Here is an 18,051-nt window from a genome sequence, read left to right on the forward strand (position 1 = left end):
TCACTCAGAAACAGTATAATTAACAGATAAATGAATATTAAGCCGAAACTAATCTCCGCAAAGATTCAGCACGACGTTTAGCTATGGCGTTATTAGGTGCTAATTTTAGTGCTTCTTCATACATTTGCAACGCCTGAGCAGTTAATTTTTTCTTCTCGTAAGCGTGGCCAAGATTGTTCAGGGCTGTTACATAATCAGGCTTGAATTTTAGTGCTTCTTTATACTGCTTAATTGCTAAATCATATTGTTCTTGGGCAAAATAAACATATCCCAAACCATTGTAAATTGGGGCGATGTTTTCTTCTTCCTCTTCTTCAGCGGCTTTGATAGCTTTTTGAAATAGGGGTATTGCTTGGGTAAAAACTTTTTTTTCTGAATAAATACTGGCTAATTCGTAATATTCTTGAGCAGTACCTTTCTCTTTTGTCAATTTGGTTTTCAACTGGGAAAGAGAGTTTTCAAGTTTGCGAGTTTTGAAAATCTGACGAAAAACACTCACTCCCGCAAATAGGAGTAAAACCACGAAAATTGAGAGATAAACGATTACTAGATTGTTATCCATTGGCTGCAAATACAAATATTAAACTTGCTTTCTGTATCTATTATCAACTTTCTGGGAAAATGAGGAAATAAATAAATTAAGATTTAACAATAAAAATTTCTAAGTTATGAATTATGAATTATTATAATCCCCAATAGTTTGTGCGTTCTTTGAGCCAACCTGTAGCTGTGTAGCGTGCGATCGCTTCATTTACTCCTCTTCTTAATTCATCGTACTGCAATCCTTTGGGCATGACTACAGATAAAGGTTCTGTCGATAGTTTGGTTGGCAGTATTTGATACTGCGGATATTCTTGCACCCAACCCTTTAAAACACTGACATCAGCAGCAAAAGCATCAACCTTGCCGCTTTCTATCTGCTCTCGTCCTTGGGCATAGGAATTAACACCGACTAATTCAGCTTTAGGTATAAAATATTTTATGTATGCAATAGTGCTAGAGTGATTGAGTACGGCGATTTTACGTGTTGCTAAATCTTGCAGTTGCTTGATAGCTGTATTCTTTGTAACTATTGCTGCTCCATCATAATAGTAAGGAACACTGAAGGTAACTATGCGGGAGCGTGATTCAGTTGCTGTGACTCTGGCGATCGCCAGGTCAACTTGATGATTGAAAACGGCAGGTAAGCGATCGCTATTAGCTACTGGTTGCAACTTCACAGCATCCGGTTTACCTAACAAATCACCTGCCAAACGCTGGGCTAAATCAATCTCCAAGCCTTGTAAATTGCCGTTACCATCCCTAAATCCCAAAGGACGGAGATTATCCTTGACAGCCACGGTTAAATAGCCAAGCTGCTTAATTTCTGCCATAGTCGCCGCAGACGCAACCAAATCTATCTCCCCAAAGAACAGGCAAAAAATCAAAATTAAGGTAGCGGATAATACCAGATGTAACTGATTCATAATTGACCTTCGCTTTTTTACGAGACGCTGCCATTAACCATTCAAAATTTTTAATTTTGTTTAATTTTGAATTCCCCGAAGGAGCTATCTGTTACATCCGTTATTCATCCGTTGCTACCTTTATCCTTTAACGGAGGTTGCCAGTTCAGCAACTTTAGCGAAGCTTGCAGGATCAAGCACTGCCAACTGTGCCAACATTTTGCGGTTTAGTTCAACGTTAGCTTTTTTGAGATTGCCAATCAACTGGCTATAGCTCAAGCCATGTTGTCTAGAAGCCGCATTAATACGGGTGATCCACAGACGACGAAAATCGCGCTTTTTCTTTTTGCGATCGCGGTATGCACTGCGGAGCGCCTTCATCACCTGTTGGTTAGCGGTTCTAAATAAAGTCGAGTGAGAACCACGAAAACCTTTAGCTAATTTGAGAATTTTATTGCGGCGTTTACGGGCTACATTACCGCGTTTTACACGAGTCATTTTTTACAGTACCTGAAGGATTTACAAATATGGAAGCATTAAGCGCACGTTATCTTCGTCGCGTTCATGGACAACTGCCATTTTCGACAAATTGCTCTTTTTGCTAGAGGACTTATGCTCTAACAAGTGATTTTTGAAAGGTTTACGACGCACGATTTTACCGCTGCCGGTGGCGCGGAATCTTTTCGCTGCTGCCTTGCGAGTCTTGAGTTTAGGCATGGTATGGCTTTGAATCAACACAATCCCTCATTATATACCAAGACAACTCAATTAACCCAACATTTCTCAATAATTACAGCAGCTATCAGCGGGAACAGGGAACAAGGAACAGGTAATATTTATTCTTGCTCCTGACTCTTGACTCCTTTATTTTTTCAAAGTAGCCGTGACCTTGGGATCTAAGGCAAGGCGTGAGCCTGTACGATCTACATGATAAGTCCAAAATTGATTGTTAACGCTGATCACCACTTCCCAACCATCAATAGGATCATATTGCTGAGTACAGACTTCACCGAAATTAAACACACAGGAATTACTGAAGGTTTTTTGGATAGTACGAGTAATTTTTATAGCGCGAGTTTCCAAACGAGAACGTTCATAAGCATCATTCAAAACTTTCTCAGCAATCTTTTCTGGTAATTTAGAACCTTCAGTAGCAAGAATTTTGGGGTCAAGAACGATTTGCGAACCAGACTTATTGACATGATAAGTCCAAGATTCTTCTTTTACCTTCACAACCACTTCCCAACCTTCCACCGGATCATACTGTTGAGTACAGATTTCACCAAAATTGAACTGACAGGAATTACCAAAGATTTTTTGTGTTGAACGAATAATTTTTATAGAACGACTTGGTACACCAGCACGGTTAGCAGCATCACTCAAAACTTTATTAGAAATAGTTCTTGGCAGTTGAGAAACATTAGAAAAATTAATGTTCGGGTCAATCACAATTTGCGAAGATTGACTAACATGATAATTCCAAGATTGCTGTTTTACCTTCACAACTACAACCCAACCCTGAATAGGTTTAAATTCCTTGGTGCAAACCTCCTTAAACTCGAACATACAGCGGTTGCTAAAAGTTGTCGGAGTGACTTGAGAAATTTGCAAATCAGGTATTTTTACGCCAGAACGCACCGAAGCATCTCTTAGCACAGCCGCAGAAATATTTCTGGGTAAAGTATTTTGGGTTATTTGTGTTGGTTCTGTCCGGGGAATAGCCACAGATGTATTATTACTGATGTCAACTCCACAAGCTAGCAGACTGCTTAAAGCCAAGACGCAAACAATTGATTTTGATAATTTACCGTTATTTTTCATCTGTGATAACATAATTTGTTTTCCGACTAATCTGTAAAACATAGATAAACTTATATACTGTTTTTCCCTGGCATTTGTTCCCCATATTTATCTAAAAAAAGTAATTGGTAATTGGGAACTAGTTTTCTCCCCATCACTACTGACTCCTTACTTTTTCTTTAATTCTTCGCAGTTCCTGTCAGTTGCATCAGGATAAAGAAAACAGTAATGTTTATCTATGTTTCCCATCAATTGTTCGTACTCTTTGGTGATATTCTTAAATTCTTCGGTAAGTGCAACTGATTTAGTTAAAAGATTTTCACATTCATTATTTTCGGGTTTAGTTTGTTCCAAACATTGTTTAACTTCCTGGTTTATTTTTTCAATTTCTGCTGTTTTTTGTACCGATTTGTCTCTCAGTTTATCACCTTGTTGAAAGTAATTATTTAGACGTTCCTGGGCTTCTTCTCTTTGTTTATTTAAAGATATATCTTTTTGAATGCTATAAATATTCCAAAATATGGAAAACAGAGTAACTAGGACAAGAATCCAAGTGAGATAGGGGTCGTATTTTTTAGCCAGGGATTTAAGCCAGGATTGGATTTTCATAGCTAATGTGGTGTAAATGACAGGGAGCGCATCTCATCTATCACTTGGATACTACAGCTAAATTCATGACATTTTCGGAAAACTTACGTTTTAAAGCTGCAAACACCGGACAAGGTGCTGAGGCTTGTAAATTATTCGGTTTACTCCATGTAAAGGGCGCTTGTTGAGCCGCAGACATCCATAACAACTTTTTAGCCCTAGTCATGGCAACATAAAGTAAACGGTATTCTTCCGCCATTTTTAGATATTTTGCATCTTCCCAAGCTTGGCTAACATTAGGTATACCTTCTCCTTTTTGATGCAGTGCAGCACGAATTTGGGCGCGTGCTACTTCTGATAAAGTAAAATCGCCTAAAAATTGACTTTGGGGGGGAACCCAAAATCTGCCAGGAATTAAATTTTCATGCAAAAAAGGCAGAAACACATAATCCCAATCAAGCCCTTTGGCTTTGTGCATGGTGATAATTGTCAGTTGACCTTTTTTGGTATATTGTTCTTCTAAATTGTCTGTATCTACTGCCTCAAACCGTTCAGAATTGACGATTTCACTTAAAGCTGACAGCATTGCACCCATGGAATTATTACCGAAGATTTGCAGGTTTACCCGTTCCGCAAGTTTGTCAGCTGTAGCTAATTCTGCTTGGTCATAATTTAAGGTTAAAGCTAAAAAAGAAATAATTTGATATATCGGTAGTTCTAAACGAGCGCGAAGCAAACTTCGACACAAATGAGCAGCTTTTTTAACTATCTCAGTTTGGGGAGTGGCTAATGGTCCAGGATATAAGAATTCTTCTGGTAAAATAGCTAGGGAGTTCAAGTCTTGGGTGGGAATTAATTGACGTTGTACGAGAACATCTAACGCAGCTTTAAGATAATCAGGGGAGTGGGGGCGATCGCAAAATTGCAATATTGATAAAATTTCTTGAGGTACATGAGAACGCCTTTCCCTTTCTCCCACATCATAAAGTTTAATATTATGTTCTTTGCATATCGGTTCTAAGGTTTCTGCTAACCATCTACCTTGGCGATTTTCTCGCACCAATACGGCCGCACAGGATTCGGAATTTTGCGTGAATAACTCTACAACTCTCTGGGAAAGTAACTCAACTGTCTGATGAATATCACGCGGGCTATATAATTCCAAGCCTTTACCAACTGCTACGGGATTAGCATCTGGTTGGGGATCACCCAAATTAACAGCTTCAATTTTTTGAGCCAAAAATGGTGTTTGTTTGTTGTTAGTGGTTGCCAACCATTGACTATTAACCCAATCCAAAGCAAAGTTAGCAGCATCAATAATAATCCGGCTACTGCGTCCAGCTTGATTCATTGTTGCTAGTCGTTCATCAACATCGCACTGTTTACAAAAGTCACGAAAATAAATCGGATCAGCAGGAGTAAAAGTTGAGTTAATCGCTTGATTAGGATCACCAACTCTGACTAAGTTGAGTATTGATTTATCTGAATTAGTCCCATCTCCCTCACTAGCTAATATTTCTAAAAGTTGCGTTTGGAGTTGGCTAGAATCTTGGGCTTCATCTTCAAAAACGGCGAAAATTTTGTTTTTTTCAATCTTGCGGGCGCTAGGATTTTCTAACACACGTAAGGACGCTAAAATCATATCATCATAATCTATGAAGTCCTGTAATTGCATTAATTTTTGATATTCTTCATACAATCCTGCCGCGACACGTAAAATTTGATAGGGGTCTTTGCTTTTTTCACTCCACTTGTACAGTTTTTCAGGTAAGATTCCCGAACTTTTAGCTTCATGAATCACGGTATAAGCCAAATCTGGTAATACTTCAGTTCGCAGCACAGACTGACGACGCAACTTTTCTGTTTCTTCTCCGTCAAATTGTTGACCTTCTAGTAAGCAGCGATAAATTCCAGGATGATTATTAATCCATTGTTCTACGGCTATACGGATGAAACGATGGGTTTGATTAGGAGTAATTAATGAGACGTTTTCTAACTGCAAACCTGATAAGTCAGGATGACGACTGGCTATATTTAAGGCTAAACCATGCAGGGTATAAACTACAAAACCTGTTTGCGGTAAGGATAATTCTTTTAACTTGGTGCGGATTTTGAATTTCAGGTTAGCAGCAGCAGAACGGGTAAAAGTGACAACTACTAACTGACGGCGATAACTCTTACCTGTGGAAACAGAACGCTGATATTGACGCGCTATTGCTATGGCCGCAGCCGCAGCCATCCCTGTTGATTTACCAGCACCAGGAACAGCAGATACAGCCAATGGTCCCGTTTCCCAGTCAGCCATTTGCTTTTGTCCAGGCCGCAATTTATCACGAATTTCGTCAATCTGTTCCCCTAACCTAGTCACAGATGATTGTTGAATCTCTCCTGATTCCACGGTTTCTTGAGGATATATATCTGTAAACTTATCTTTTGACATATTAAAATTTAGGCTTTTTTGTTGTTTATAAGGGGAAAAATTAAAAAATATTGATTATTATTTATGTGCTTTTCTTTATATTTCCGCAGATGCTATCCCACCAATTAATATAAATTACTAATCAATACATAATGATAAATCGCCAACTTTATCTACATTATCTAGGTTTAACTGGTGTGATTGCACTGGGGGCTATTTTACGCTTTTGGCATTTGGATTTAAAAACTCTATGGTTAGATGAAATCATTACCGCTATTTTTAGTTTGGGTAAAAATTACCGTGATTTACCTTTAGATGTAGTCTTTCCTCTCCACCAACTACAGGAAATTTTTACTTTTCAGTCTGGGGTTAGTTGTTTGCAAATTGCGAAAAATATTGCTAATTATTCCACCCATCCACCGCTGTTTTTTTGTGGAATGTATGGTTGGTTAGAGTGGTTACATCCCCTGGGTGCAGGTTTGGTGGCAAAATTGCGATCGCTCCCCGCTTTATTTGGTATAGCTGCAATCATAGCAATTTATGGTGTTAATAGTCTGGCCTTTTCTCCCACATCTGGAATTATGGCAGCATTGTTTATGGCTTTATCCCCCTTTGCTGTTTATCTCTCCCAAGAAGCAAGGCACTACACTTTACCTATGCTATTAATCATCTTATCATTATTCTTGCTCATCCAGATTCAGCGAGATATTTTTTATAACAACCTTTCTATATTTTGGGTCTGGCTATCATGGACTATTATTAATAGTATTGGTCTTTATGTTCACTATTTCTTTATTCTCTCTTTCAACGCCCAAATTATCACCCTATCACTACTAATTTACCGGGGTAGATCCAAAATCATTAACTTCCGCCAAATCTATTTATATTTAATTTTTTCTATCTGCACTGTTATTATTAGCTTCATTCCCTGGTTAATGGTATCTTATCGCCATTTTCGCAGTTCAGAAACTAACTGGTTGTCATCTCCTCAAAACATTGAACCTATCTATCAAACTCTGCTCAACTGGGTATTAATGATAATTACTCTCCCCGTGGAAAATCAGCCTTTAGTAATTCAGGTTATTTGTGGTTTTTTCATGGTGATGTTTACGATCTGGGTGGGGTTACAAGTGTTAGCAAATCTCAAATTATTATGGTCAAACCATACAACCCATTTATCTATATTCACGCTTTCAAGTTTCACTTTTTTTGTATTATTTCAATTCTTCGCCATTGCCTATTTATTAGGTAAAGATATTACTATTGTACCCCGTTATAGCTTTGTCTATTATCCTAGTTTTTGCGCTCTACTTGCAGCAAGCTTCGATAAAATCAGAATTTCTAAATATATCTTTTTAATATTAGGTATAATCAGTTGTATTTTTGTTGTTAATAATTTAACATTTCAAAAACCCTTTCTACCTGACAAAGTTGCCGACAATATGAATTTAGAGCCTGCTGTACCCTTGATATTGGTGGTTAAATACGACAATTATCAAGATGTAGCAGCAGGATTAAGTTTTGCTTTAGCATTAAAAAAATTGAGAAATAATGATTCAACAATTCAATATCAAGATAGTCTAGCTTTTTTAGATAACTCTGCTGATTTCTCCACTATTAATCACAAAGTTCCTCACTTTTATCCACCCAATACATCTCAGTTTAATTTATGGTTTATAGGTTCAAGCATGGAAAGAAAAGATTTTGCAGCACAGTTAACACTTGCGGAAAAAATTACTTGTAATATAGACATTAATCACCACCATCGTATTGGCTCATATCCCTATCAACTTTATCGCTGTGGTAAGTCATAATAGGCAACAGGTAATAGGGGAGCATCCCCATGCAAGCAAAAATAAACGCAGCAATACTAAAAACTTTCTTAAACCCTCTTAACTTTGTGTCCTTTGCGGTTGATTCATATCAAGCCTTGGAGTCATTGCCAGATTTAAAAAAAAATAAACTTACACATTTGGGATACTCCCGGTAATAGGGAATAGGCAGAATCTATTTAATTTTGACTTTTGACTTGATTTATCCCCATTCCCCAGTCCCTAATATTTATTCATCAATCTGCCAAGCATCCTTGTTAAATTCTTCATCGAGAACTTTCTTAGGACGTAAAATGATGATAATTTTCCCTAACAAAGTATTTTCCGGTGCGGTTTCAAACCACTGAAAATCAACTTCTCCAGCATTATCAAACGCAAAGTAACTAGAAACATCCCAATCTCTTTGGGCGCGATCTATGACGATTAAAATTGGTTCTATGTACGTTTGCGTGGGGCTAGGAAAAATATCACTACTAGCCACAATTACAACCGGATCTTCCGCAGCCCGTAATATTTGCCAACCTGGTAAAGCTACCCAAGCTTGTTCACCAGTAAATTTAACCATGCGAAATGGACTAACTTCTGTAATTATAGGTACAGCTTTTACATCTTGAGGTGTCAGTGGTAATTCACCCACCACAGGTACAAGCCGGGGTAATTCTTCATCCGACTCTAGCCGGAAGAATGGGAGAATTGGGGCAGGACGTTGGGGAACTACGGTAAAATCAGTTAATAGTTGTTCGATTTGTTTCCTAGCTGTGGGCGAGTGAACAAAGCGCAAACCCCTAGCAATTAAGCGCGATCGCTCTTGTAAATCAGAGTTCTGTCTGGCTAATTTCCAAGCTTGGTAAGCTACTGCATCCCCTGGATGCTTGGTAAACCCCTCTGGTGGGGTAGAAAAGCGAGAAAAATCTTTAATTGCTTTGGCTATATCCCGCGCTTCATCTACGTCAAGTTTATGGATAAAAATCAGATCAGCGGCAGCGGCTCGATCTTCTTGAGTCAGCAAACGTAGTTCATAGAGAATATCACTAGCCCTTGCACCATAGTACGCCCGTGTTGCTTCGGATGCGCCAAACTTTTCTAAAGCACTGTAAACCTGAGCGCCAACAATTACCTGATTTTGTTGAATTGGCTCAAATCCAGTTGATTCAAAGATTTCTTGGGGATTGTAACCGTTTTTTAGGAGGTAGGCGATCGCTACTCCCCATTCCACCCAGTTACCTTGTTTTTGTCTCAATTTGACTAATAATTCTTGTGCTGTATCATTAGCAGTATTCGCAGGATCTTGAGTGTTGGATGGTAGTTCAGTCATAATCGAAATAGCAAGCTTCTATTTAATATGGTGATTAGTAAGTTTTAAACTGTTGACTTTAGTGCTGGCATTAGCTTTAAGTTTCTGAGCTTATCAATCAAGATGTAATTAAAATATGTTACAGCTTAATCTAAGGAGCAAATCTTATTTTAATCTCTAAGTGCCTGCACAAAAATTTTATGTTGATTCAGTGACTGACCAGGATGATCAACTCAGCCTTGAATGGAATATAACAAAATCGTAAAGAACATATAAAGAAACTTATGGATAACCACAATCTCGAAATTGAGCAAGTGCGCTCTCAATTGAGTAGTCGCGAACGCTCAAAAAAACTTAAAATTCTGGTAGTTGATGATGAACCAGATAATCTGGATCTACTTTATCGCACCTTTCGCCGTGATTTTAACGTCCTTAAAGCTGACAGTGGTGTAAATGCTCTGGAATTATTGGAACAAGAGGGTGAAGTAGCAGTGATCATCTCTGATCAGCGAATGCCAGAAATGAAAGGAACCGAATTTCTGAGCAGGACTTTACCACAATTTCCCGATACAGTCAGAATTATCCTCACTGGATTTACTGATATTGAAGACTTGGTAGAAGCGATTAATGCCGGTCAAGTTTTCAAATACATCACCAAACCTTGGGATTCTGGAGAATTAAAGGAGGTGGTGCAAAGAGCAGCCGCGACCTATGATTTGCTTAAACAGCGAACGGAAGAACTACGCCGCGCTAATGCCCAAATGCAGCTTTTGACTGTTTTGGTGGAAGTAACCCAAGCTGCTTCTAACTTGGAGGAAATCCTCAGTCCCATTGCTAAAGCCTTTAGTGAAACTTTTACGGCTGATGGCTGTATTTTACAACTTATAGAAGGAAATACTTTGGTGGGAACCCAAGGGGTTTACAGTGAGAAGGGCGTGATTGAAAATTGGCTCTCCCAAGATCCACTCTTCAAAGCAGCGATAGCTACTGGTCAAATCCAATCTTCACTAAATATACCTAAAGACCCTAATCTCAGTAGTCTTGCTCACTACCAAGAAGCTGGAGTCCAAGCACATTTAATCATCCCGATTATTTATAGGCAGCAGATGTTAGGGGTATTATCGCTACAGTGGCAACAACCTTGTAATTTAAGAGCAGATGAACTTAACCTCATTCATCTGTCAGTACAATTAGTAGCGATCGCTCTTTCCAGCAGCTATAGCAGGTGATAGGTGATAGGTGACAGGTGACAGGTGACAGGTGACAGCACTAAAAGTCCTTTAGTATCTGAGTATCTGATTTTTATGAATGGCTGAAGCCTACACTATTAGTTCGTGAACTACCACCCTGTCCATTGCTATACAAGACCCAGATTTATAAGAAAATAGGCCGTGATATTAATCCAAAATCCAAAATCCAAAATCGGATGACCAATCACCAATTACCCATTAACGACGAAATCCGCAGCATTTTTGACCGTATTGCCCCGGTTTATGACCAATTAAACGATTACTTAAGTCTGGGACAACACCGGATCTGGAAAGAAATGACGGTCAAATGGAGCGCAGCTAAACCAGGAGATACTTGTTTAGATTTATGCTGCGGTAGTGGTGATTTAACCTTTCGATTAGCACGACGTGTGGGAGTGACGGGAAAGGTCTATGGTGTAGACTTCTCCTGTAACTTACTGGCAACCGCCAAAGAACGTTGCCAAAGATATTACCCTCAACCTCCTATCACTTGGATAGAAGCTGATGTCCTTAATCTACCCTTTGACGACCATCAATTTGATGCCATCACAATGGGCTATGGTTTAAGAAACGTAAAAGATATTCCTCGTAGTCTCCAAGAAATATATCGTGTCCTCAAACCTGGTGGTAAAGCAGCAATTTTAGATTTTCATCGGCCTAGTAACGAAATATTCCGCGCTTTTCAGCAGTGGTATTTAGATCACCTCGTCGTTCCTCTGGCAACTCATTTAGGTGTCAAAGAAGAATATGCTTATATCAGTCCCAGTTTAGACCGCTTCCCCATGGGTAAAGAACAGGTGAAGATAGCACAAAAAGCTGGTTTTGTCAATGCCACACATTACCCCATTTCTAACGGTATGATGGGAGTGTTAGTAATTCATAATTGATAATTCATAATTACTAAGTAATATTAAGTTGCTAGTTGGGAGTCAGGAGTCAGGATACAGAAGGCAAAAGGCGGAGGGTTAATTTCCCCAGTCCCCAGTCACCAGTCCCCAGTCACCAGTCCCCAATTCCTTGTCCTCTTTCTCTAATCCAAAATCCTGTGGATTGGTCTCATCTTTGGCTTTACGTATCACCCCCCGTTCTGGGTGGAGTTATCGGCTATTTCACCAACGATATAGCCATAAAAATGCTATTTCGCCCCTATCGAGCTATTTATCTGCTGGGGCGCAGAGTGCCTTTTACTCCTGGATTGATTCCCCGCAATCAGGAGCGTTTGGCGAAAAATATTTCTAATACCATTATGGGATCGCTGTTAACGCCAGAAGAATTACAAAAGCTGGCGAAGCGACTCTTACAAACAGAACGGGTACAAGGCGCGATTCTCTGGTTATTGCAATTGGCGATTGAACAAATCCAAGGTGATAAAAACCAGAAAAGTGTGAAAATTGTCGCGGGAATTTTACGGGATTTGTTAGGAGAGTCGCTACCACGTCTCCTAAAAGTTTTAGCACGACAGGAAAATTTTTTAGAAGCACAAATCAATCAGATTTTTGACCAGATATTACTGGAATTTCAACTCACTGAAGAACAATCTACACGGTTAGCTGATTGGTTGTTGCAAGTGGTTTTACCACCTGATGTTCTAAGACAGGCAATAGTTGATTTTTTGACGGATCGGACAATTCAAACTATTGATGACAGCTTTCGAGAAAAAACCAGCGGTACTTACTGGGTAGTCGCGAATCTATTTGGTTTACGTAATACTCTCACCCGGTTACGGACTTTTTGTTTAGATGAAAAAGAGGCTACTAATAAACGCTTGCAAGAATTAACCCAAGAGTTGCAAATGCGCGATCGCCTCAAAAAATTATTACAAGATTTATCTTTACAAAACTTACCTGTTGGCACAGTCCGTCAACTCAGAAAAACCACCAGGGAGAGTGTGCGTCATTATTTACAAAAAAGTGGTGGCAATTTATTACAGGAATTAACCGAATCCGCAGACTGGGAAAATATTTCTGTCTTGTTGCTGAATCGTTTGCGAAATTCACCAGTAGTCAATACTTCTTTAGAAGTAGTTTCTCAAGAGTTAGCTTCTATTTTAGAACGTTATTTAGAAAGAGATTTAGAAGCAATTGTCGCCCAAGTAATTCCCATTTTATCTATAGATCAAGTAATTGTTGACCGAGTAAAATCAACTTCACCTGCTGATTTAGAAGCAGCAATTGAAGGAATTGTCAAAAATGAACTACAGGCAATTGTGACTTTAGGCGGTATTTTAGGTTTTGTTGTTGGGTTATTTCAGATAGGATTTTTAGTTTTGAGTCGATATTAACTTAGGACTTAATTTTAAAAAATTTTGAGTCGGGGATGTATAAACCCCGTACTCAGCATAGAAAGTAGGTGTAGTTCATAGCTTTATAGCCAGAATACACAAAACTTACTCCAAAATTGGTATAAAGCCGATATTTGTCCTGATGGACACAAGATTGGGCAGAAATTCTCGAAGGATAACTAAAGCGCAATTTCGCCGAATTTGCGATAAATTGGCATCTCTGGATTTAGTAGTGCTGATTTACGTTGCTGTAAACCAGCGGTAATTAAACTTAATCCAGTGCGTTATCCTCAGAGTTTCGCTGAGTTCTTTATTAAGTTGTTAACTGATGAAGGGGATCTATTTTTAGCCCCCTTCGCTTTTTCCAAAAGAACGGGTTTTCTTGATGTAACTCAACACACCACTAGGTATCTTTTGAACTGAATGAGGTTGATGGAAAGGGAAGTTGCTTTTGACTTAGCCAATAGTCAATACTTGAGCAGTTGTGGTTCTACTAATGTCGTGGGTGCAATCAAAGTTGTTGCACTGGCAACTTTAGAGTTTAGACTTCTCAAGCTGATTTATATATCACCATTGACTTGCATTTGATGCACTTGATCAGCTAACTCTTGACGACCTTGATCGTCCAGCTTATCAATTGCTAACATCCCCATGAGAATAACCTCTTTTAAGGTTAAACGTGTAGAATGTGCCTGTTTTTGCACAATCTCTTTAATGATTGGACTCACGCCAATTGCGGTACTAGCTCTAGCCACGGAAATAAGAGGAAACATTAATGACTTCGCATAAATCTTAGCACTTTAAACGACGTTATTGTATATAGAATAAAATTTAACAATTATCTTTATATGTAATATTTTATACTAAAAACCACAGAATTACATTCTGATGGGGGATATTGATACAGCGTAAGGAAAGTAAAATTTTCCTGAATTCAGCCAGATATGGCTGTCATAAGGAAAAGTAGTGAGTACTTACAAGGAAAGAAAAAACGATGAAGGAACCTTATCTGTTGGCAGCAAGCTTGTTAACAGGATTGACAGTACCAACATCGGCTCTCCCAAAGATGTCGAGTCTCCCACCAGAAAATACTGGATTTCTGGAGGATTTAAACCCACGTTCACAGTTCCCAGTAGGTGAAAAAGTTACCTCTAAAGTTGACATTTCTTTACCAGAATTCAGTAGTCAAACTATATCCAAACCAGGGAGTTCACAGTTACCAGTACGCCAGAAAAGCATCTTTTTGCCAGAATTCAGCAATCAATCTGTATCCATATCTGAAACTTCCTCAGTACAGATAGAAAAAATCAGTCCCAGGGTTGACATCTTGTTGGCAGAATTAGCAAACAATGTTTTTCCAGCACCTATAAAAGCATCATTGAACTTCAGTTCTCAGAAAACCAAGCAAACTCGACTATCTGGGAGTCAAATGTACTATCTAAGATTGGCATCCCTGAAAACTGGTCAAATTTACACCCGTGTAGATGATGAAGATTTACACTCATCTAGGAAGTCAGACAAAAAAGATAAACTCAGTTATCAAGATTGGAAAAGCTTGTTAGCTATGGAAGCTAGAGCTATTTCCCAAGGACAAGGTACAAATCGTTTGAGTATCTTGGTGGGTGATTCTTTGAGTATGTGGTTTCCTAAAGAAAAACTACCTGCTGGTAAATTGTGGCTGAATCAAGGAATATCAGGAGATAGTTCTACAGGTGTTTTGAGAAGATTAACAGCATTTTCGACGACACGGCCAGAAGTAATTTATGTAATGATTGGGATTAATGACTTACTCAAGGGTGCTAGTGATCAGACAATTTTACTCAATCATCGCCGGATTATTCGTAGCTTGCGCCACACTCACCCAAAAAGTCAAATTATGGTGCAATCAATTTTGCCTATTCACCGAACTCAAATTCCCAACAGCCGTATTCGTCATATCAACGCCCAAATTGGCTTAATTGCTAGACAAGAAGGTGCTAATTATCTAAATATCCACAATTGGTTTACAGATTTTGACGGGAACTTACGTTCGGACTTAACGACAGATGGTGTGCATTTATCACCAGCAGGATATGCTGTATGGCAAGCCGCCCTATACAAGATAGAATATATAGTCGCTCAACGGCTGTGAGGTAGGTGACAGGTGACAGGTGACAGTAAGAAGAGAATAGGAGCAAATCAATTGTGAATTTTATGGGGCTGCAATATGCTGTAAAACTTGATTTAATTTACCGCTGCGATAACCTTCTAAATCTAAGGTGACGTAAATAAATCCTAAATTCTGAAACGTACTCACAAGGGTGGGTAAGTCTGTTTTTAAGACAAAATCTGCAATTTTTTCTGGTGGTAATTCAATTCTGGCCGTGTCCCCTTCGGAACGTACCCGCAAGTTATCCCATCCCAAATTTCTTAAATAAATTTCTGCTCTACCAACTCGCTGTAATTTGGCTATGGTAATTTCTTCACCGTAGGGAAAGCGAGAACTTAAACAGGGTTGGGCTGGTTTCTCCCACCAAGGTAAACCGAGTTGTTGGGAAAGTTGACGGACTTCGGCTTTGGTAACACCTATTTCTGCTAAGGGCGATCGCGCACCTCTTTCTTTAGCAGCTTGAATTCCGGGGCGATAATCATGCAAATCATCAGCGTTTACCCCATCTACCACATAAGGATATCCTAACTCTAAGGCTAAAGGCTTGAGTGTGTCGTGTAATTCACTTTTGCAAAAATAGCAACGGTTCACAGGGTTTGAGGTGTAGTTGGGATTTTCCATCTCGTGAGTATGGACAATTTTATGGGCTATCCCAATAGTTGCTGCTTGTGCTGTCGCGTCTGCTAATTCTTCTGGTAGTAGGGAAGGAGAAACCGCAGTTACAGCCAAAGCGCGATCGCCCAACACGTCATAGGCAATCTTCGCAACTAATGTACTATCAACTCCCCCAGAGTAGGCTATCAACGCCTGCTCCATTTCCGCAAATAAGGCTTTTAATTGTTCTAGTTTTTCTGTTAACATCATCCTGTCAAAACCCATAAGACTTGACAACTACTATTGTAGTCATCCGTTGTCCCCATACTCTGTCAAGGTAAATCCCGATTCTGACAAATAATTATCAAAAATCGTCATCCTGTAAATCCTTCAATCCTGAAAATCCTGATATGGCTTGCGCCACGCTACGCTATCAGACAATTAACTATATTTTGCCACCATACTACCTAAAAGTTGTAAATCTATGGGTTTAGAAATATAGTCATTAACACCAGCAGCTAAACAAGTTTCTCTATCCCCTTTCATAGCCATTGCTGTTTGGGCAATTATGGGTATATTCTGATATTGGGGATGTTTTCGTAATTGTTCCACCAAGCTCAAACCGTTAGTATCTGGCAGATTCACATCCATTAAAATTAATGCTGGTGTTATCTGTGGCAGATTTATCCACATTTCCTGAGCATTTTTAACACAAATTACCTGATAACCCAATCTACCTAGATAAATTCGCATTAATTCAGAATTTGCTAAATCATCTTCTACTAACAAAATTTCTCGTGAGGAACTGATGGGAATATGAGAGGAAGACAAAGAACCAGAATAATTACTTACCTGTTGACTCAATTCTAAATCCTTTTGTGCCTTTGCTTCTATTGCTTCCAACACTTTCCCTGTTGGTTTGAGGGGAAGGAAGATAGTAAAAGATGAGCCTTGATTTACTTGCGATTCTAACTCTAAATAACCACCATGAATTTGGGCAAGTTGCTGTGTCACCACCAACCCTAAACCAGTACCTTCGTTGCTACTAGAATCGGAATTAATAATTTGACTATAGGGACGAAATAGTAAAGATTGGTTTTCTGTAGAGATGCCAATTCCAGTATCCCAAACTGTAAACCGTAAAGATAAATCTTGTTTAGCTACCCGTAAACCGACACTACCTGAATTTGTAAATTTGACAGCATTGAAGAGTAGATTCAGTAGCATTTGCTTGAGTCGCAAAGGATCGGCTAATAAATTTTTTACATCTGGTTCTATTTCTAAACGGAGTTTTAAACCTTTATTAGCGGCTTTCTCTTTGACTAAAGCTAAAACATTGCGACACAATGTGGGTAGATCAACTACTTCCCATTGTACTTCTAGCTGGTTGGCTTCAATTTTGGAGAGATCCAAAATATCATTAATCAAAGCTAACAAATGCTTACCACTGGATTGGATGATGTGTAAATACTCTTGATGACGCTGTTTGTCTGGTTCGTAACCTTGAGCTAGAAGCAGATGGGTAAAGCCAATAATAGAACTTAAAGGTGTGCGGATTTCGTGACTCGTATTGGCCAGAAACTGGTTTTTAAGTTGATTGGTGCGTTCTAGTTCCTGATTAAAATGAGCTAATTGTTGACAACGTTGTTGCCAAGATTGGATTTGCCTCAGTTGTGCCAAGGCTGTATTACAATGCTGGATTGTTCTTTTGATCAATTGCGATCGCACGGGAGTCAATAATGGCTTACTTGGGACACCATTAGAGTTGGGGTTTGGTATGGCAATGATTACCCATGCCATTACACCGCTATGATCATCAGCTAAACGCCAAGCACTCGGAGGTGTTTGTTTCTCCATTTGCTGCAAATCTTCTAGTCTGATGGTAGTGTCTAATCTCAAGTGCAGCTTTGTCCCTTGTTGGCATCTGATTTCTGGAATTGATTTTCCTGGGGTGAGGGAACTAGAAACATAGCAAATCTTACCCACTATGGCTTGTGGTTGACATTGAGCTATGCTTACGGCACACTGCGTGAACGCTACCCAACTGGCATTCAAAACGTTTTGGAGTTCGTTGACTACAGTTTGATAAATTTCTGCTTCTGTCGTTGTTGCCTGTGCCATCGTATTAGCAGCCGCAAGGAGGCAATCATTGAGATGACTCTGTAACTGATTCAAGCTGCTCTCCAACCACAAGTTATCCCGCAGTTGCTGGATTGTATGTAAAAGTTTTGGCGTTCCATCTGTCTGGGAGTTGTGTTCTGGTAAGCTTGAAGACTGCTGCATGGTCAACTAGACAGCCAAAGAAATTAAACCTTGGCAGAAAAATATGAACTGGATTTTATGTATTTTAACGGATAAATCTTTCTTAATTGTAAAACTTAACTGATAGTGTCAATTGT

16 protein-coding genes are annotated in these 18,051 nt (G+C 39.1%); 5 read left to right on the plus strand and 11 right to left on the minus strand.

Annotated elements, in window-relative coordinates; translation table 11 throughout:
* Positions 1 to 37: 37 nt before the first annotated feature.
* The 7 genes from H6G06_RS16320 to H6G06_RS16350 form a co-directional block, all read right to left on the minus strand.
* Positions 38 to 562 carry a tetratricopeptide repeat protein gene (locus tag H6G06_RS16320; protein ID WP_190561929.1) on the minus strand — a complete coding sequence of 175 codons (525 nt, stop codon included), beginning with the start codon at positions 560 to 562 and terminating at the stop codon, positions 38 to 40.
* Positions 563 to 683: 121 nt separating this feature from the next.
* Positions 684 to 1,466: a transporter substrate-binding domain-containing protein gene (locus tag H6G06_RS16325; protein ID WP_190561931.1), complete on the minus strand. Its 783-nt coding sequence runs from the start codon at positions 1,464 to 1,466 to the stop codon at positions 684 to 686.
* Positions 1,467 to 1,586: 120 nt separating this feature from the next.
* Positions 1,587 to 1,943, minus strand: coding sequence for a 50S ribosomal protein L20 (gene rplT, locus H6G06_RS16330; RefSeq protein WP_190561933.1), 357 nt, complete (start codon positions 1,941 to 1,943; stop codon positions 1,587 to 1,589).
* Positions 1,944 to 1,964: 21 nt separating this feature from the next.
* Positions 1,965 to 2,162, minus strand: coding sequence for a 50S ribosomal protein L35 (rpmI, locus tag H6G06_RS16335; protein WP_190561935.1), 198 nt, complete (start codon positions 2,160 to 2,162; stop codon positions 1,965 to 1,967).
* Positions 2,163 to 2,309: 147 nt separating this feature from the next.
* Positions 2,310 to 3,278, minus strand: a complete 969-nt coding sequence (locus tag H6G06_RS16340; RefSeq protein WP_190561937.1) for a hypothetical protein — start codon at positions 3,276 to 3,278, stop codon at positions 2,310 to 2,312.
* A 135-nt stretch (positions 3,279 to 3,413) separates the two neighbouring features.
* Positions 3,414 to 3,854, minus strand: a complete 441-nt coding sequence (locus H6G06_RS16345; RefSeq protein WP_190561940.1) for a hypothetical protein — start codon at positions 3,852 to 3,854, stop codon at positions 3,414 to 3,416.
* Between the two features lie 40 nt (positions 3,855 to 3,894).
* Positions 3,895 to 6,273, minus strand: a complete 2,379-nt coding sequence (locus H6G06_RS16350) for an ATP-dependent helicase (RefSeq protein WP_190561942.1) — start codon at positions 6,271 to 6,273, stop codon at positions 3,895 to 3,897.
* Between the two features lie 131 nt (positions 6,274 to 6,404).
* On the opposite strand from H6G06_RS16350, the gene H6G06_RS16355 reads away from it, so the two are divergent.
* Positions 6,405 to 8,066, plus strand: a complete 1,662-nt coding sequence (locus H6G06_RS16355) for a glycosyltransferase family 39 protein (RefSeq protein ID WP_190561944.1) — start codon at positions 6,405 to 6,407, stop codon at positions 8,064 to 8,066.
* A gap of 247 nt (positions 8,067 to 8,313) precedes the next feature.
* On the opposite strand, the gene H6G06_RS16360 is transcribed toward H6G06_RS16355, so the two are convergent.
* Positions 8,314 to 9,399 carry a RuBisCO accumulation factor 1 gene (locus H6G06_RS16360; RefSeq protein ID WP_190561946.1) on the minus strand — a complete coding sequence of 362 codons (1,086 nt, stop codon included), beginning with the start codon at positions 9,397 to 9,399 and terminating at the stop codon, positions 8,314 to 8,316.
* A gap of 263 nt (positions 9,400 to 9,662) precedes the next feature.
* Here H6G06_RS16360 and H6G06_RS16365 point away from each other — a divergent pair, with 263 nt between their 5' ends.
* The 3 genes from H6G06_RS16365 (at position 9,663) to H6G06_RS16375 (ending at position 12,909) form a co-directional block, all read left to right on the plus strand.
* On the plus strand, positions 9,663 to 10,607 hold the full coding sequence (locus H6G06_RS16365) for a response regulator (protein ID WP_190561948.1): 945 nt from the start codon (positions 9,663 to 9,665) through the stop codon (positions 10,605 to 10,607).
* A 197-nt stretch (positions 10,608 to 10,804) separates the two neighbouring features.
* Positions 10,805 to 11,515, plus strand: coding sequence for a bifunctional demethylmenaquinone methyltransferase/2-methoxy-6-polyprenyl-1,4-benzoquinol methylase UbiE (gene ubiE, locus H6G06_RS16370; protein ID WP_199306752.1), 711 nt, complete (start codon positions 10,805 to 10,807; stop codon positions 11,513 to 11,515).
* Positions 11,516 to 11,673: 158 nt separating this feature from the next.
* Positions 11,674 to 12,909 carry a DUF445 family protein gene (locus H6G06_RS16375; protein WP_190561950.1) on the plus strand — a complete coding sequence of 412 codons (1,236 nt, stop codon included), beginning with the start codon at positions 11,674 to 11,676 and terminating at the stop codon, positions 12,907 to 12,909.
* 560 nt (positions 12,910 to 13,469) lie between these two features.
* Here H6G06_RS16375 and H6G06_RS16380 read toward each other — a convergent pair.
* Positions 13,470 to 13,682 carry a hypothetical protein gene (locus tag H6G06_RS16380; protein WP_190561952.1) on the minus strand — a complete coding sequence of 71 codons (213 nt, stop codon included), beginning with the start codon at positions 13,680 to 13,682 and terminating at the stop codon, positions 13,470 to 13,472.
* 221 nt (positions 13,683 to 13,903) lie between these two features.
* Here H6G06_RS16380 and H6G06_RS16385 point away from each other — a divergent pair, with 221 nt between their 5' ends.
* Entirely contained in the window at positions 13,904 to 15,040 is a 1,137-nt protein-coding gene (locus tag H6G06_RS16385) for an SGNH/GDSL hydrolase family protein (protein WP_190561954.1), read from the plus strand.
* A 60-nt stretch (positions 15,041 to 15,100) separates the two neighbouring features.
* On the opposite strand, the gene larE is transcribed toward H6G06_RS16385, so the two are convergent.
* On the minus strand, positions 15,101 to 15,922 hold the full coding sequence (gene larE / locus H6G06_RS16390; protein ID WP_190561956.1) for an ATP-dependent sacrificial sulfur transferase LarE: 822 nt from the start codon (positions 15,920 to 15,922) through the stop codon (positions 15,101 to 15,103).
* A 171-nt stretch (positions 15,923 to 16,093) separates the two neighbouring features.
* Positions 16,094 to 17,935 carry a hybrid histidine kinase/response regulator HrmK gene (hrmK, locus tag H6G06_RS16395; RefSeq protein ID WP_190561958.1) on the minus strand — a complete coding sequence of 614 codons (1,842 nt, stop codon included), beginning with the start codon at positions 17,933 to 17,935 and terminating at the stop codon, positions 16,094 to 16,096.
* Positions 17,936 to 18,051 lie beyond the last annotated feature (116 nt).

It is taken from the genome of Anabaena sphaerica FACHB-251 (genome assembly GCF_014696825.1).
Classification (GTDB): domain Bacteria; phylum Cyanobacteriota; class Cyanobacteriia; order Cyanobacteriales; family Nostocaceae; genus RDYJ01.

Bases quoted from the DNA above. Each gene is read 5' to 3' on its own strand.
- H6G06_RS16320 (WP_190561929.1), bottom strand. From the start codon at position 562: ATGGATAACAATCTAGTAATCGTTTATCTCTCAATTTTCGTGGTTTTA.
- H6G06_RS16325 (WP_190561931.1), bottom strand. From the start codon at position 1,466: ATGAATCAGTTACATCTGGTATTATCCGCTACCTTAATTTTGATTTTT.
- rplT (WP_190561933.1), bottom strand. From the start codon at position 1,943: ATGACTCGTGTAAAACGCGGTAATGTAGCCCGTAAACGCCGCAATAAA.
- rpmI (WP_190561935.1), bottom strand. From the start codon at position 2,162: ATGCCTAAACTCAAGACTCGCAAGGCAGCAGCGAAAAGATTCCGCGCC.
- H6G06_RS16340 (WP_190561937.1), bottom strand. From the start codon at position 3,278: ATGTTATCACAGATGAAAAATAACGGTAAATTATCAAAATCAATTGTT.
- H6G06_RS16345 (WP_190561940.1), bottom strand. From the start codon at position 3,854: ATGAAAATCCAATCCTGGCTTAAATCCCTGGCTAAAAAATACGACCCC.
- H6G06_RS16350 (WP_190561942.1), bottom strand. From the start codon at position 6,273: ATGTCAAAAGATAAGTTTACAGATATATATCCTCAAGAAACCGTGGAA.
- H6G06_RS16355 (WP_190561944.1), top strand. From the start codon at position 6,405: ATGATAAATCGCCAACTTTATCTACATTATCTAGGTTTAACTGGTGTG.
- H6G06_RS16360 (WP_190561946.1), bottom strand. From the start codon at position 9,399: ATGACTGAACTACCATCCAACACTCAAGATCCTGCGAATACTGCTAAT.
- H6G06_RS16365 (WP_190561948.1), top strand. From the start codon at position 9,663: ATGGATAACCACAATCTCGAAATTGAGCAAGTGCGCTCTCAATTGAGT.
- ubiE (WP_199306752.1), top strand. From the start codon at position 10,805: ATGACCAATCACCAATTACCCATTAACGACGAAATCCGCAGCATTTTT.
- H6G06_RS16380 (WP_190561952.1), bottom strand. From the start codon at position 13,682: ATGTTTCCTCTTATTTCCGTGGCTAGAGCTAGTACCGCAATTGGCGTG.
- H6G06_RS16385 (WP_190561954.1), top strand. From the start codon at position 13,904: ATGAAGGAACCTTATCTGTTGGCAGCAAGCTTGTTAACAGGATTGACA.
- larE (WP_190561956.1), bottom strand. From the start codon at position 15,922: ATGATGTTAACAGAAAAACTAGAACAATTAAAAGCCTTATTTGCGGAA.
- hrmK (WP_190561958.1), bottom strand. From the start codon at position 17,935: ATGCAGCAGTCTTCAAGCTTACCAGAACACAACTCCCAGACAGATGGA.